This is a genomic window from Ruegeria sp. CDSB114, assembly GCF_059611025.1.
In genome coordinates this window covers 80,711-94,029 of record NZ_JBXWOT010000013.1, presented here as the reverse complement: position 1 = coordinate 94,029, position 13,319 = coordinate 80,711, and the positions used below count along the sequence as shown (strand labels likewise).

17 protein-coding genes are annotated in these 13,319 nt (G+C 56.0%); 7 read left to right on the top strand and 10 right to left on the bottom strand.

Going from position 1 to position 13,319, the window contains the following annotated elements:
• Positions 1–56 precede the first annotated feature (56 nt).
• Positions 57–194 (top strand): entericidin A/B family lipoprotein, encoded by a 138-nt coding sequence (locus AC2FIP_RS19535; RefSeq protein ID WP_142638111.1) that lies wholly within the window; start codon positions 57–59, stop codon positions 192–194.
• A 1,294-nt stretch (positions 195–1,488) separates the two neighbouring features.
• On the opposite strand, the gene AC2FIP_RS19530 is transcribed toward AC2FIP_RS19535, so the two are convergent.
• Both AC2FIP_RS19530 and AC2FIP_RS19525 read right to left on the bottom strand, forming a co-directional pair.
• Positions 1,489–1,809, bottom strand: coding sequence for a hypothetical protein (locus AC2FIP_RS19530; protein WP_142638110.1), 321 nt, complete (start codon positions 1,807–1,809; stop codon positions 1,489–1,491).
• A 90-nt stretch (positions 1,810–1,899) separates the two neighbouring features.
• Positions 1,900–2,079, bottom strand: coding sequence for a CTP synthetase (locus tag AC2FIP_RS19525; protein ID WP_142638109.1), 180 nt, complete (start codon positions 2,077–2,079; stop codon positions 1,900–1,902).
• Between the two features lie 530 nt (positions 2,080–2,609).
• On the opposite strand from AC2FIP_RS19525, the gene AC2FIP_RS19520 reads away from it, so the two are divergent.
• On the top strand, positions 2,610–3,203 hold the full coding sequence (locus AC2FIP_RS19520; RefSeq protein ID WP_142638107.1) for a helix-turn-helix domain-containing protein: 594 nt from the start codon (positions 2,610–2,612) through the stop codon (positions 3,201–3,203).
• Positions 3,204–3,270: 67 nt separating this feature from the next.
• On the opposite strand, the gene lepA is transcribed toward AC2FIP_RS19520, so the two are convergent.
• Positions 3,271–5,070 (bottom strand): translation elongation factor 4, encoded by a 1,800-nt coding sequence (gene lepA / locus AC2FIP_RS19515; RefSeq protein ID WP_142638105.1) that lies wholly within the window; start codon positions 5,068–5,070, stop codon positions 3,271–3,273.
• Between the two features lie 86 nt (positions 5,071–5,156).
• The gene (locus AC2FIP_RS19510; protein WP_496787804.1) at positions 5,157–5,780 is read right to left on the bottom strand and encodes an RNA ligase family protein; all 624 of its coding nucleotides are present in this window, start codon (positions 5,778–5,780) and stop codon (positions 5,157–5,159) included.
• Between the two features lie 175 nt (positions 5,781–5,955).
• Between AC2FIP_RS19510 and AC2FIP_RS19505 the strand changes: the two genes are divergently transcribed.
• The 3 genes from AC2FIP_RS19505 to AC2FIP_RS19495 all read left to right on the top strand — a co-directional run bounded on the left by AC2FIP_RS19505 (position 5,956) and on the right by AC2FIP_RS19495 (position 8,361).
• Positions 5,956–6,267 carry a hypothetical protein gene (locus tag AC2FIP_RS19505; RefSeq protein WP_496787803.1) on the top strand — a complete coding sequence of 104 codons (312 nt, stop codon included), beginning with the start codon at positions 5,956–5,958 and terminating at the stop codon, positions 6,265–6,267.
• A 66-nt stretch (positions 6,268–6,333) separates the two neighbouring features.
• Entirely contained in the window at positions 6,334–7,275 is a 942-nt protein-coding gene (locus AC2FIP_RS19500) for a LysR family transcriptional regulator (protein ID WP_282022114.1), read from the top strand.
• Between the two features lie 159 nt (positions 7,276–7,434).
• Positions 7,435–8,361 carry a DMT family transporter gene (locus AC2FIP_RS19495; protein WP_496787802.1) on the top strand — a complete coding sequence of 309 codons (927 nt, stop codon included), beginning with the start codon at positions 7,435–7,437 and terminating at the stop codon, positions 8,359–8,361.
• Between the two features lie 67 nt (positions 8,362–8,428).
• Here the strand turns inward: AC2FIP_RS19495 and AC2FIP_RS19490 are convergent, their stop codons facing one another.
• On the bottom strand, positions 8,429–8,872 hold the full coding sequence (locus AC2FIP_RS19490; RefSeq protein ID WP_496692854.1) for a low molecular weight protein-tyrosine-phosphatase: 444 nt from the start codon (positions 8,870–8,872) through the stop codon (positions 8,429–8,431).
• Positions 8,873–8,900: 28 nt separating this feature from the next.
• Between AC2FIP_RS19490 and AC2FIP_RS19485 the strand changes: the two genes are divergently transcribed.
• Complete coding sequence (locus AC2FIP_RS19485; protein WP_271950400.1) at positions 8,901–9,596, top strand: NAD-dependent deacylase; 696 nt, start codon at positions 8,901–8,903, stop codon at positions 9,594–9,596.
• A 54-nt stretch (positions 9,597–9,650) separates the two neighbouring features.
• Complete coding sequence (locus AC2FIP_RS19480; protein ID WP_271950402.1) at positions 9,651–10,259, top strand: HdeD family acid-resistance protein; 609 nt, start codon at positions 9,651–9,653, stop codon at positions 10,257–10,259.
• A gap of 81 nt (positions 10,260–10,340) precedes the next feature.
• Here the strand turns inward: AC2FIP_RS19480 and AC2FIP_RS19475 are convergent, their stop codons facing one another.
• The 5 genes from AC2FIP_RS19475 to AC2FIP_RS19455 form a co-directional block, all read right to left on the bottom strand.
• Positions 10,341–10,805 (bottom strand): copper chaperone PCu(A)C, encoded by a 465-nt coding sequence (locus tag AC2FIP_RS19475; RefSeq protein ID WP_496703371.1) that lies wholly within the window; start codon positions 10,803–10,805, stop codon positions 10,341–10,343.
• Between the two features lie 42 nt (positions 10,806–10,847).
• The gene (locus AC2FIP_RS19470) at positions 10,848–11,198 is read right to left on the bottom strand and encodes a hypothetical protein (protein WP_142638088.1); all 351 of its coding nucleotides are present in this window, start codon (positions 11,196–11,198) and stop codon (positions 10,848–10,850) included.
• Between the two features lie 89 nt (positions 11,199–11,287).
• Positions 11,288–11,437 (bottom strand): hypothetical protein, encoded by a 150-nt coding sequence (locus AC2FIP_RS19465; RefSeq protein WP_496787801.1) that lies wholly within the window; start codon positions 11,435–11,437, stop codon positions 11,288–11,290.
• 168 nt (positions 11,438–11,605) lie between these two features.
• The gene (gene rpmB, locus AC2FIP_RS19460; RefSeq protein ID WP_142638086.1) at positions 11,606–11,893 is read right to left on the bottom strand and encodes a 50S ribosomal protein L28; all 288 of its coding nucleotides are present in this window, start codon (positions 11,891–11,893) and stop codon (positions 11,606–11,608) included.
• Between the two features lie 169 nt (positions 11,894–12,062).
• Positions 12,063–13,202 carry a Hint domain-containing protein gene (locus AC2FIP_RS19455; RefSeq protein ID WP_496787800.1) on the bottom strand — a complete coding sequence of 380 codons (1,140 nt, stop codon included), beginning with the start codon at positions 13,200–13,202 and terminating at the stop codon, positions 12,063–12,065.
• Positions 13,203–13,319 lie beyond the last annotated feature (117 nt).

Sequence of the window (13,319 nt, the reverse complement as noted above, 5' to 3'; positions counted from 1 at the left end):
GTTCACCATTAGCAAAACTGCTACGAAAATCGGGACTTATACAAAAGGAGAGACCTATGATCCGAGCCGCACTTATTGGACTGGCCCTTTGCACACTCGCCGCATGTGAAACTGCGAAAGGCGCCGGTAAAGATATTGAAAAAGCAGGTGACGCAATTCAGGGCGCAGCCACCGAGGTTCAGGAAAACATCTGATTCCATTCGGAATGTAGCGATCAAGATCGGGCGACATACAAGATATGGTTGCCCTCTGCACCCACACCCGCTATCCTTGCGGACACAGGTGCATAGACGCGGCATTGCATTTCTGACACGATCACGGGGTTCTTGCTTAAACGCTAGAACCCCGTTCCCGTTTTAGGGGGAATTAAATCGCTGCCTGTATGAATCCGGGGCCCGGAAAAAGGAAAAGGCGTCAGGTGCGCAGACGCGGTCTTTGCACGTGCCCAAAGGACACCCCTGACGCCTTACCGGTTCGACACGCCCGAGGGACGTCCCGATCCAGTTGCTTTGTCCCCCTAAGGGGCCACAGCCGCTGAACAGAGCCCGAGGGGCCCGCACAGCACGCATTAACCTTCTGAGAGCTTGATCACCTGTTTCAAACTTGACGCCCAAATCAGCGGATCACGCACCGGTAAGTCTTTGCAGTAGAACAAAATCCTAAGATTTCCCTTCACCGCAGCGACCCCCTTGGCCTTTGCGTCCCACCCAGGATCCTAAGAACCTCTGCGGTAACCTGACTGTTACATCGCGGTCATAAACGGGCAAGAAAATAGCACTGCAGCATAAAAAATAGCCGGGGATAAACTGTTGATATCTCGCTGGAGAGTGATGTGGATAACTCTAGATTCTACGTTCCTGCGCAGAGTTGCCAATGGACAAGTGAAATTGCGTGCTTGGCCCGGGATTTTGGACTCTTTCTGCAGGCGCAAACGGGCTGCACGACCCTTCTGGGGGTTTTGGTGAGCGATTGCGCCGATCCGATCCCTGATATTTCGAATCAAACCCGCCTTGAACGGGTCGCTCTTTGGCCACGGCCTCCGAGGACCGAGGCATTTTCTGACCAATCAGGGCCACCTGCCCGCACATTGCGCTGAAAGCCTGTTCTGAATTTGAGAAGCGCTCCGACCCGGTTGGGTTACCTACTAAGCGCTGCGGCAATTCGCAGCCAGTACCCCCTAAATTCCAACCGGACCAGAGACGCTTCAGTTCACCTGGAGACCAGAGACGAGCCCGGAACTCGTTCGATCGCGCAGGCTACGCAAATTCAAAATTACATACAGCCCAAGGATCTTGCGCCAGCCCACGCAGCCAACCTAAATGAAGGGGCATTTACCGCTTCGATAGTTGAATTTGCTGTCACTGGCTCACCTCCTGTGCTGGGCCTTTCGCTGGCCTTTTACACAGATTGGGTGGCTGAGTGCCGGTTGCAACTTACCTGAAGGAAGCTTCATGAAGGCTTTAAAAAAGCCTAACCAGATTGTCGCGCTTAGGCCCAGGCCAGCGCGGTGCCGATCACGACCAGGGAAATGCCAAACACTTCGCGATGCGAGAAATTTTCGCCAAACAGAAAGAATGAGGCGATGGCGATCAGAACGACCTCGGCCCCCAGAATGCCAGTATAGATTATGCCCAACCGTTCGTCGCGCAGCGCGGCGAGTTCCAGCGTGGCCCCGGCCAGCAGGGTCGCGACGATCAGCAGGCCAAGCCCCAAGCCAGGGATTTTCCACCAGAACTTCATCGCGACCATGGCAACGGAATAGAGACCCGCTGACCCGAGGGCAATGAAGGGGATCATGGATGTGGACATCTGCGCCTCCTGCTAGGGTTCCGCAGGGTAAACTCTAGCAGGTCAGCCGGGATGCGGCTGTGAGGTTGGTCACAATGGGTCGAACAGGCCTTATCCCGCGATCTTTCGGGTCACCAGATACGAAACCGGAAACGCCGCAATAAAGCCAGCTCCGGCAGCGATCAGGATCGGGTATAGCGTCGTATACCCCATCGACAGAACCGCAATGACAGCGGACCCGGCAAAGGTGGAGCCAAGGAAGATATGTACGATCAGCATCAGGGGAAGCATGGGGGCCTCATATCAGGGATTCAACTTTCGCGGATCCTAGGATTGAGCGCACACGCGGTCTTTGATCTGGGTCAGAGTGAGCGGCGTCTTGGAATTCGTCCAGTGGACGAATTCAGCCGCGAACGGGCGGAGCCCTGGCTCGTAAAAGCTCTTGCGACGCTCAGTCAACAGAGGTTAGGGCAGCGCCGGCCCGAGGGGGTGAGGCCCGTCTGGGAAATGGTCCAATGGACCGTTTCAGGGTCGAACGGGCGGAGCCCCAGGGCGCAAACGCGCCGCCAGTTTTGCCGCAGGCAAACCTTCGGTTTGACGGGGGCGGGTCATTCCGGAGGCATGCTTTCAGCATGACGCCGCCCGGCGATGTGAGTAGAATGCATCACATTGATTTCCAGTCCATTATTGGAGACCAACCCATCGCGTAGATCGGCAAATAACCGAGCATGACTGATCACTGACTGTGACATGACTTGATCTTGACATATCTTTGAATGTAAAATGACTGGAGTTGAGAGGGTTTGTGAAGGAAATTTTCAATGTGGGGCTATGAAGATGAAAGGCAAAAAGCAGCCATGGAAGGACCTATTACACCTGACAACTGTGGGGAAAAATTGAAATTGGTAAGAGAAGTTTCTGGCCTGTCGCGAAGAGAGCTCGCGGAGGTGCTAGAATGCTCGGAATCGACAATTTATCGACTTGAAACCAAGAAAAGCGCTGCAACGCCTGAGTTTATGAATCTTTTAAAGGCGCTAGTTATTATCGGTCGACACAAATTCAGCCAGCTGACGGACAGCGAAAGAGAAACTCTCCTTGATACACTTGGCGCGGTCGGGGGAACTGCCTCAGGAATAGCTGGATCTGTAGCGGCAGTTTCGGTGGCCGGTTCCGTGAGTGGATTATCTGCTGCGGGGATTACGTCGGGCCTTGCAGCAATTGGTGGAGGAACAATGCTCGGTGGGATTGGCCTAGTAGCTGCCATTCCGGTCGCGGCCGGCCTTGCTGGATATGGCCTAGTGAAGGGAATAAAATCTATTTGCGACGCAAATGGACTGGACTGCGTTGAAGTTGACGGTCGATACGAGATCACACCCAAAACGGATAAAAACCTGCAAGATGAACCCTTAGAATAACAACCTTCCACGAGCTGGCACCCCACTTTTGCAAAGATTGGGGTGCCCAAATATCATGTGAGATACCTTAACTATCCATTTTCAACGCTGAGATGAATGCCTCCTGAGGTATATCAACCTTCCCGAACTGACGCATCTTTTTCTTACCCGCCTTCTGCTTGTCCAGCAGTTTGCGTTTCCGCGTGGCGTCGCCTCCGTAGCATTTGGCGGTCACGTCCTTGCGCAGGGCCGAGAGGGTCTCGCGGGCGATGACCTTACCTCCGATTGCGGCTTGGATCGGGATTTTGAACATGTGGCGCGGGATCAGGTCCTTGAGCTTCTCGCACATCGCCCGGCCCCGCATCTCGGCCCGGTCACGGTGAACCATGGTCGACAGCGCATCGACCGGTTCGTCATTCACCAGCACCGACATCTTGACCAGCGCGTCCTCGGTATAGCCGGTCATCTGATAATCAAACGAGGCATAGCCCTTGGTCACCGATTTCAGGCGGTCGTAGAAGTCAAAGACGACCTCATTCAGTGGCAGGTCATAGACGACCATCGCGCGGCTGCCCGCATAGGTCAGGTCCATCTGAATGCCGCGGCGGTCCTGACACAGTTTCAGCACGTCGCCCAGGAATTCGTCCGGCACAAGGATGGTCGCCTTGATGCGTGGTTCCTCGATATGGTCGACCTTTGACGGGTCGGGCATGTCGGCGGGGTTGTGCAGTTCGATCATCTCGCCGTCTTTCATGAAGACGTGATAGATCACCGAGGGCGCTGTGGTGATCAGCTCGATATCATATTCGCGCTCAATCCGGTCGCGAATGACCTCAAGGTGCAGCAGGCCAAGGAAGCCGCAGCGGAAGCCAAAGCCAAGTGCTGCCGAGGTTTCCATCTCAAAGCTGAAGCTGGCGTCGTTCAGCGCCAGTTTGTCAATCGCATCGCGCAGGTCCTCGAATTCGGAACTGTCGACGGGGAAGAGGCCACAGAACACCACCGGTTGCGCGGGTTTAAAGCCGTCCAGCGCGATTTCTGCGCCATTGCGGTCATTGGTGATCGTGTCACCAACGCGCGTGTCGCGGACCTGTTTGATCGAGGCGGTGAGAAAGCCGATTTCGCCGGGACCGAGGCTGTCGACCATCTCCATCTCAGGCCGGAAGACGCCGACGCGGTCGACATGGTGCAGGGTGTTGTTCGACATGAACTTGACGCGCATGCCCTTTTTCAGGGTGCCGTCCATGATGCGGACCAGAACGATGACGCCGAGATAGGCGTCGTACCAGCTATCGACCAGCATCGCCTTGAGCGGTGCATCCAGATTACCCTTGGGGGCCGGCAGATGGGTGACGATGGCCTCCAACGTCTCATGGATGCCCTGCCCGGTCTTGGCGCTGACCTGAATCGCCTCGGACGCGTCGATGCCGATCACATCCTCGATCTGTTCGGCCACGCGGTCGCAATCGGACGCAGGCAGGTCGATCTTGTTGAGCACCGGCACGATGTCATGATCGGCGTCGATGGCTTGATACACGTTGGCCAGCGTCTGCGCCTCGACCCCCTGGGTCGAGTCCACAACCAGCAGCGAGCCTTCGACCGCGCGCATCGACCGCGAAACCTCATAGGCAAAGTCCACGTGGCCGGGGGTGTCGATCAGGTTCAGCACGTATTGCTCGCCATTGTCAGCGGTGTAGTCGATGCGGACCGTGTTGGCCTTGATGGTAATGCCGCGCTCGCGCTCGATATCCATGCTGTCGAGCAGCTGTTCCTTCATGTCACGATCCTTGACTGTCCCGGTCTCTTGGATGAGCCGGTCAGCAAGGGTGGATTTGCCATGGTCGATATGCGCGACGATGGAGAAATTGCGGATGTGAGCGAGGTCTGTCATGGGTTGGGGATATGCGTCGGAAATGGGCTGCGGTCAAGGTAGGACGAGACCCGACGAAACCCTTTAGTTGCTAGGCTTCGATCCGATCAGACCAGCCCATTTCTAACCAGTTCAGCATTCATCCAATGCGTCTCACTTTGCACATGACCTTCACGTACGTACTTCGCGAGATGAGTGGGCATGTTTTCTTCCTCGAATGTTGCTGTTGTGCGAACGACAAACCCCTCTTGTGTGTCTAGATCTAGGACTGCAATTACATCAGCGACGACCTGAGCTGAGAACCGTCCCCGATACAGTTCGGAAACAGGGCTGATTACAAGTTTTGTAAAGCGTGACAGCGTCGCATCCCATGGCTGAACGACGCCAGCTTTGATCCACGCGAATCCCAAAAAATAAGTCGGCAATTCCAAATACGCGATGGAATGACGTGCGAATAGATATTCGCCAACAATGCGCTCATCCTTAGTAAGTTGCGGTGCGATACCAGCTGCGAAAGCCTTCACCCAGTCTCGCGACGGGTGATATCTGGCGTCGATACTGCGAGGGTGACAGCCTTGACTGTGGATGGTCGTATTCTCACTGTTCATCTTTTCGGTAAAGACGACTTCGTCCGCTGATGCCAACTCATCAACACTCGACATGATCTTGTCATCGCTCGTAGCACCGGGAGATTGCGGCAAGTGGAATGTACGCCCGTATTTCTTTAGCATTTTGGTCTCACGCTAGAGTTCTAAGCGAAGTCAGGCCAGAAAACGCGACATCAATTATGTGCGCAATCACTTTTTCGCAGCACATGATTGATCCGAAATCCACTTTGATTCATACTCCGCCACAGACCGAGAGGGGCATCAGACCCGTCCGGGCAGGCAAAAACGAGGCAAGAGCATGAAACAGTTCCTCCTAATCGCATTTTGTGCGGCATCGCTGACGGCGATGGCTCCGGTACCCAGCGAGGCTGCGCAGATCAAACGGGCGTGTCTGGCGTCGGACCGGTCGGCGGCGACGCGGGCGCGGTGCAGCTGCATTCAGCGCGTCGCAGATCAGGCGTTGACGCGGGGCGATCAGAAGACCGTCGCCAAGTGGTTCACCGACCCCCATCAGGCGCAGGAGTTGAAGATGTCGCAGACTTCGCGCGATGATGCGCTGTGGGATCGGTATAAGAACTTTGGCCAGATGGCGCAGGCAATCTGCAACTAAGCCGGTCACGCTGCTTGACCTGATGCGCACTGCACCTCAGAAATGGCGCAGCGAAAGGTGTATCAGATGGTAATGAAAGGGCTGACCCTGCGGGGCCTTGAGGTGTTCGAGGCTTTGGCGCGGACAGGATCGGTGGCACAGGCCGCCGAGATTACGGGGCTCAGCCAGCCTTCGGTTTCTCAGCAGTTGCGCAATCTGGAAAAGGCATTGGGCACTGATCTGGTCGATCACGGGCGACGACCAATGCGTTTAACGCAAGCCGGCCGCAGCTTTCTGGCGCGGGCCGAGGTCGTGCTGGCCGAACTGCAAATGGCCCAAAGCGAACTGACCGTGATGGATCTGGGGCATCTGACCACCCTCTCCATCGGTTTGATAGACGATTTCGACAACGATCTGACCCCGCGGCTGGCGACTTTGCTGGCCGACAGCCTGACCCGGTCGAAATTCAAACTGATCACGTTGCCCAGTCTAAACCTGTTCGCCGAGCTGGAGGCGCAGAGGCTGCATATGGCTGTATCCGCGCATTCCGGAGAGGTCCTGAAGGGTGTGATTGAATACCCTCTGGTTCAGGACCCTTTCATTCTGGTGACCCCAAAGGGTATGGGGAATTCAATACAGGACCTGCCCTTTCTGCGATACGCCCGAGATCAGCTGATCAGTCGCCAGATCGAGGCGCATCTGGCGCGCCAGCAAATGGAGTTCGAGGAACGGTTTGAAATCGGCTCGCACCTGGCGCTGATGGCAATGGTCGCACAGGGGCTTGGCTGGGCGATCACAACACCACTGGGATATATGCGTGCGACGCGGTTTCATGACGGGATGGAGGCGCACCCGGTCCCGTTCGGTGACTTCGCCCGCACAATTTCGCTGTTCACCCGCTCTGACTGGTCGGACCAAGTACCCAAAGAGGTTGCAGACATGATCCGACGGCTGATGCGGAGCCAGATTGTTGATCCGGCAGTCGCGCAGGTGCCGTGGCTGGGCGGGCAGTTGAAGGTGATGAGTTAGTGTAGGGCACCGCAGAAATTGGAAGCATAATTACCAACGCGCCGTGTGTTTCTGCCACCATCTTCATACAGAACCGAACTAGGGTTAGCTTTGCGAACCGAAGCAACCGCTCGACGAATCTCTGCTACAGCAGTCGCAAACCTGTGATAGCAAATTGGAATGGCAACGATATCAACACAGACGAGACCAACTATTCCCTATCCGATTGCGGTTGCCGGCGTTCTTTTCGCCTCAATTTGTTTCGGGTTGGTTCCCTTTTTTAGCCGAGGGCTGACCGAGCAAGGCGTCGCGCCTTATGCAGTCGCGTTCTATCGCTACATCGTTACGGCAATTCTGCTGCTGCCTGTTCTTTTTATACACCGAAACGCTTGGCGCGAGATTGTTTGGGGGCTTTCGGCAGGCGCGGTAATGGGCCTTGGATGGATTGGATATGTGACGGCGCTGGAGACATTACCCGCATCGACTGTGGGCGTTCTCTATATGACCTATCCGGTTTTCACGCTGATCATTGCCTGGGCTTTGTTCGCCGATACACCCACAAGGCGCGCATTGTTCGCCTCGGGCCTCATTACCTTGGCGGCACTCATTGCAGGATCGCCCGCATCTGTTCCGATACAGCACATACCAACGCTTCTGATGTCGCTAGCAGCCCCAATCGGGTTCGGCTTCGGCATATGTGTCTTGGTTCACAGGTTGTCCCGCATCGCACCGCTTGCGCGCATTGCTTCGGTTTCCTTGGGATCGGTTCTCGGGCTGTTGCCGCTGATGTTGAACGCCGATGTTGCCAAGTTGCTCCCGCAAGGGCAATCCGACTGGATTTTGATCGTCGGAATTGGCCTGGTCACAGCGCTTGTGCCACAGCTCATTTATACGATCTGCTCGCCGTTGATCGGCGCTTCTCAAACTGCGGTCGTCGGCAGCATTGAATTGCCGACAATGTTTGCTGTAGGCTTTCTTGCCTTTGGCGAAGCAATCACAACACCACAGGCCGTAGCCTGCGCTTTGGTTTTGGGTGCGATTGCGATCACCAGAAGCCGGACGACACGCACCTTATCCACTGTGATTTCGAAAGAACCAAACAGGTGAGCTTGGCCCCGATGCAGGCGTCGATTGATTTTACACCTGAATGTCGAAGACATCAGAGCGTCTACAACTAAGCCCTCAGATGTGCGTCAAGACCTGCGACGGCCTTTTCGATCAAATCCAGCGTGCCCTCGAAATCACGGGTGTAATACGGATCGGGCACATGATCCGCGCCTGTCTCAGTAGCGAAATCAGTCAGCAAGCGAACCGGAGTTTCGTTGCCACGGGGGCGCAAGTTTTCGATATTGATAAGGTTCTCTGCATCCATTCCGATGATCAGGTCAAAGTGGTCAAAATCTTCGGCCACGAATTTGCGCGCGCGCAGATCGCTGATGTCGATACTACGGTCATGAGCAGCCTGCTGCATTGGGCCATAAGGCGGGTCTCCGATGTGCCAGCCAGAGGTTCCGGCGCTGTCGGTGGCATGATGCGGCGCACGGGCGCGAAAGGCACCTTCGGCGGCCGGAGACCGGCAGATATTGCCCAAACAGACGAAAAGGATACGGTGTGTCATACAACCGGGTGTAACGCGTGAGGCGGAAATGGAAAAGATCGTCATTCTGACCGGTGCCGGGATTTCCGCCGAAAGCGGGCTGGGCACATTCCGCGACGAAGGAGGTCTGTGGGCGCAGCACAGGATCGAGGATGTCGCCACGCCCGATGGCTTTGCCCGCAATCCGGCGGTGGTGCAAAAGTTCTACAACGCGCGCCGTGTGCAGGCTGCACAGGCGCAACCCAATCCGGCCCATACCGCGCTGACCCATCTGCAACGCAACTGGCCCGGCGAGGTTATCATCGTGACCCAGAATGTCGACGGCCTCCACGAAGCCGCAGGATCCGAGAATGTGATCCATATGCACGGCACCCTCGCTGGGGCCTTATGCACCACCTGCGATCACCGCTGGGTCGCCCCGCCCGAGATGTCGGTGGGTGAACCCTGCCCCGCCTGCGGTGGCCCAACCGCCCGACCCGATGTTGTATGGTTCGGTGAGATGCCCTATTTTATGGACCTGATCTACGATCACCTGGCCAATGCTGCAATCTTCGCTTCAATCGGCACCTCGGGTCAGGTCTACCCCGCCGCAGCATTTGTGCACGAGGCGACAATGTCAGGCGCACGAACCGTCGAGTTGAACCTGGATCCGTCATCCGGCGCCTCGAGTTTCGATCAGGTGATACTTGGCCCTGCATCCGAAACCGTGCCACGCTGGGTTCAAAAGCTACTGCGCGAATCTTAACCCGCCAGACCGGCACCAAAATTATTGATACGACAATCGAAATAAGAGGCTCCCATGACCGACCCCCACCACACGCGCGAAGAAATCCTGGACGATTCCAGTATGGAGGGCCGCGATACATTTGGCGACCAACTGGCAAATCTGTGGTGGACCTTCCTGTTACGCGGATGTCTGGCCGGAGCATTGGGGATCGCCGCGCTGTTTTGGCCAACGGGCAGTATCTCTTTGCTGTTGCGACTGGTCGGCCTGCTTTTGGTTCTAGATGGCGGCCTGACCCTACTGGGCTTTGGACGGCGCGGATTGATCGGAGGCTTCGGTGTAGGGGCACTGTTGATCGGGCTTGTCCTGCTGATCTGGCCCGAGGGCGTTGCGCGGCTGACGTTTTTCCTGCTGGGTGCTTGGGCGCTGATCGTCGGCATCGGTTCGTTGCTGGCATGGCGACAGATACCCAGCAACAACCCGGATGCCGTGATGGTGCGAAACTCGGGGATCATTGCGCTGATCATTGGGTTGGTGCTGTTGTTCTGGCCCGGCAGTGGCATGGTCGCACTGGGGTGGGCCATTGCCTTTTCCGCTCTGGCTTTCGCCGCCGTGATGTTCTTTCTGGCAGTGCGCTTCAAACGGGCGCATGACCGCGTTTCGATGCGGGTTGTTAACCGTTGAAGCGATAGGCAAACAGGCCGGGCAAAGCCCGGCCTGACGCGTGGATGACGGCCGCATAGCGGCTTGAAGGTTGACGTGACCTTAGTTCGAGTGGGCGCCCATGTCTTTTCGTTCCAGATCAACCGGCACGTCGATCTCAACCTCACCGGCTTTTTCAAAAACCAGCGTTACAGGCACAGTTGCACCATGTTCAAACGGAGCAACCAATCCCATGAACATCACGTGATCGCCCCCGCGCTTGAGCGCATGCGCACCACCGGCTGGGATGACGAATCCCTCTTCGACATGGGTCATCTGCGCCACGCCGTTGGCATCGATCAGATGCGTGTGCAGCTCAACCCGTGCAGCCGCCTCCGATTCCGCACGAACAAGACGGTCATCCGCCTCGCCCGTGTTCTGAATCACCATAAAGGCCGCGCCCGCTTTCGCCGTTTTGCCGGCGGAGCGCGCATAGGCATCTTCTAGTGTGATGGTTTCCTGCGCCATTGCAGTGGTGGCAAATGCGGCCGCAGCCAGGGCTGCCAAAAGTTTGGAAGTGAGGGACATTGCGCCTCTCCTATGTCAAGTGTCTGAAAAAGTTAAATTTAATCAGGCTCTTGCAGGTGGCGCGCGGGCGGGCTGAAACGGAACGGGCGCTGCTATTAGGCTCCTGTCGCCGCGCTCTAAAAATGGCCCGGCATAACTTGGTGCATCGGGCAGCACATGTGAAACGACAGCAATAGCACCCAGCAACGTCAGCGCATAATCGGGGCAGAAATGCGGGGGCTTTGCCGGTTGCCCCTCGGCATCCATATAGATCACAACAGGACCAACACCAGTACACAGCACCATCTGCCCGACTGCGGTATCAACGCCACGCGACGCAGCCACCCCTTGACCGGTCAGAATGACCAGCAGCGACAGGGCAAATGATAGAAATCTGTTCCGAAAGTGTTTCATCCTGCCTTCGGTATACGCCCGAGACAAAAAGGGCTTCAAGCACAATCGAATGCGCCAGAAGCCCTCGGGTCATTTTGGTCAGTACGAGGTCAGTTGTCCAATCCAGGACGTTTGACAGACCCTTTGGTCAGGCTGGTATGCAACCTGTTCACCTGACGCTGCATCCGCACACATGTCCCAAACGTCTTGCCAAAAAAGGCCGCCAACAGGGAGAGGAAATCAAAGGATTTGAAAGACATGAGATCGAACTCCGCCAATAGAATATGAACAAACATATTCAAACATCAGAACACTGTATGTGAACAAGATCACGCTCTGACGGCGAAATCGTCTAAACTCAATCAGACAAAAGAAAAGACCCTGCACCGTTCGGGTACAGGGTCGAAATCTTTGATGAAAAAGAACGTTTAGACCGCAGCTTGAGCCTTGGCGATTTCTTTTTTCACTTTCAGTGCGTTGGTGGACAGCTCGTCATCCTTGGCTTTGGCCAGGAACGCATCCAGACCACCACGGTGGTCAACTGAACGCAGGGCAGCGGCCGAGATACGCAGCTTGACGCCACGACCCAGGGTTTCCGACTGCAGGGTTACGTCGTTCAGGTTGGGCAGAAAACGACGACGAGTTCTGTTTTTGGCGTGGCTGACATTGTTGCCAGTCATCGGGCCTTTTCCGGTCAGTTCGCAACGGCGCGACATGGTTTCTTCCTTTGTATCTGCGGGCTGGGTACAGGACCCGTGGCCAAATCACAAGGGGCGCAACCCGAAGTCGCGCCCGAAAACTGGTTGGATGCGTTTAGTGGGAATCACAGGAAGGGTCAAGACGGGCCGTGCGAAATCTTTGCACCCATCTTAAACTCTATAAGACCTAGGCGCCATTGCGTTGAAGCAAGGGTTTGTTGTTCTTCAAATGCCGCTGGATCAGGTGGGACTGTTGGCGTCCACATGGTATGAACCGGGCCGGGTTTTCACCATGATTTTCGATCAGTTCCGGAAAGATTTCGAAAATTTCTTGCCGCGCCTCCGATCCGAGGGATTTCAGGGCCTCGACTCCGGTGAACAGGCTTTCGGTTGGGGCATCTTCGGCAAAGATGACATGATGGCGATCAAATAGCAGGTGAAAATACTCAACCGATTGCACGGCCTCATCGATATAGATTCCCGGCAGTGCGGTCAGTTTGATCGCCGGAATCAGAACTTCGGTGGTGCCAAACATGCGATCCGCGATTCTGGACTGCACCAGCATCCTGTGCTGGCGTGAGACCAGAAGATCGCGATGCGGCAACCCCTCGCCCAGCGCACCTGCAAGGATTCGTACCGGCAAGAGCCTGGGATTTACCAGCAAGGCGGCGCGGTCAAACTGTCGACGACCGATCCAGCGTATAGGCTGAGGGTCGCACCCCATGGTCGGGACCATGTCCCCGATCCGCAGCGCTTGGATTGCTTTCATGCCGTCCTGTGTCAGGATGTGCGTATCGCGGGTAAAACAAGGAACGCCACTTCCGTTCTCAAAGGCAGAATATGTGACCGTGATACCGGATGGTAGGGTGAATGTCCCGCTGGACAGGGTATAGCCTACGCCATCTACGACGTTAATGACGCCAAAATTGGTATCGGTGATGACGGTACCCACCGGCAAGTTCAACGTGTCGGTCCCGCCGCCGCCACGCAAATCGCCACTGACGCTGGTGCTGGTGAAATTCAGGGTATCGTTGCCGCTCCCCAGCCGGATGTTTCCAACACTCGAGCCACTGATATCGACAGTGTCGTCATCCGACCCGCTGGCAATCCTGCCACCAATGGTGCTACTGGTGACGGTGATCGTGTCGGAGCCGGCATTGCCGATGACATTCCCGGTAATCGTGCTGTTATTGATGTCGACGTCGTCATCGCCACCCCGGCCGCGGATATTATCAATCGGAGTTCCAGCCGGTGAACCGTTCAGGGTCCCCGTGTCATTGTTAACGTCGATATCGTCGTTGCCGTTGGTCCCAGTAATATCGGGCATAGCTGACGGTTCCCGCATATCCGGCCTGGCGACAGATGCGCGGCCTTAACCTGAGTTTGCATCAAGTTTGGGTCAACTTGCAACCTATGGGCGATAACCCACCGATCCGAAATCAGA

Excerpts from the sequence above, each read along its gene's own strand:
- lepA (WP_142638105.1), bottom strand. The coding sequence starts at position 5,070 with ATGACAGACCTCGCTCACATCCGCAATTTCTCCATCGTCGCGCATATC.
- rpmB (WP_142638086.1), bottom strand. The coding sequence starts at position 11,893 with ATGTCGCGCCGTTGCGAACTGACCGGAAAAGGCCCGATGACTGGCAAC.
- AC2FIP_RS19490 (WP_496692854.1), bottom strand. The coding sequence starts at position 8,872 with ATGACACACCGTATCCTTTTCGTCTGTTTGGGCAATATCTGCCGGTCT.
- AC2FIP_RS19455 (WP_496787800.1), bottom strand. The coding sequence starts at position 13,202 with ATGCCCGATATTACTGGGACCAACGGCAACGACGATATCGACGTTAAC.
- AC2FIP_RS19500 (WP_282022114.1), top strand. The coding sequence starts at position 6,334 with ATGGTAATGAAAGGGCTGACCCTGCGGGGCCTTGAGGTGTTCGAGGCT.
- AC2FIP_RS19505 (WP_496787803.1), top strand. The coding sequence starts at position 5,956 with ATGAAACAGTTCCTCCTAATCGCATTTTGTGCGGCATCGCTGACGGCG.
- AC2FIP_RS19525 (WP_142638109.1), bottom strand. The coding sequence starts at position 2,079 with ATGCTTCCCCTGATGCTGATCGTACATATCTTCCTTGGCTCCACCTTT.
- AC2FIP_RS19530 (WP_142638110.1), bottom strand. The coding sequence starts at position 1,809 with ATGTCCACATCCATGATCCCCTTCATTGCCCTCGGGTCAGCGGGTCTC.
- AC2FIP_RS19475 (WP_496703371.1), bottom strand. The coding sequence starts at position 10,805 with ATGTCCCTCACTTCCAAACTTTTGGCAGCCCTGGCTGCGGCCGCATTT.
- AC2FIP_RS19520 (WP_142638107.1), top strand. The coding sequence starts at position 2,610 with ATGTGGGGCTATGAAGATGAAAGGCAAAAAGCAGCCATGGAAGGACCT.
- AC2FIP_RS19480 (WP_271950402.1), top strand. The coding sequence starts at position 9,651 with ATGACCGACCCCCACCACACGCGCGAAGAAATCCTGGACGATTCCAGT.
- AC2FIP_RS19495 (WP_496787802.1), top strand. The coding sequence starts at position 7,435 with ATGGCAACGATATCAACACAGACGAGACCAACTATTCCCTATCCGATT.
- AC2FIP_RS19470 (WP_142638088.1), bottom strand. The coding sequence starts at position 11,198 with ATGAAACACTTTCGGAACAGATTTCTATCATTTGCCCTGTCGCTGCTG.
- AC2FIP_RS19485 (WP_271950400.1), top strand. The coding sequence starts at position 8,901 with ATGGAAAAGATCGTCATTCTGACCGGTGCCGGGATTTCCGCCGAAAGC.
- AC2FIP_RS19465 (WP_496787801.1), bottom strand. The coding sequence starts at position 11,437 with ATGTCTTTCAAATCCTTTGATTTCCTCTCCCTGTTGGCGGCCTTTTTT.
- AC2FIP_RS19535 (WP_142638111.1), top strand. The coding sequence starts at position 57 with ATGATCCGAGCCGCACTTATTGGACTGGCCCTTTGCACACTCGCCGCA.
- AC2FIP_RS19510 (WP_496787804.1), bottom strand. The coding sequence starts at position 5,780 with ATGCTAAAGAAATACGGGCGTACATTCCACTTGCCGCAATCTCCCGGT.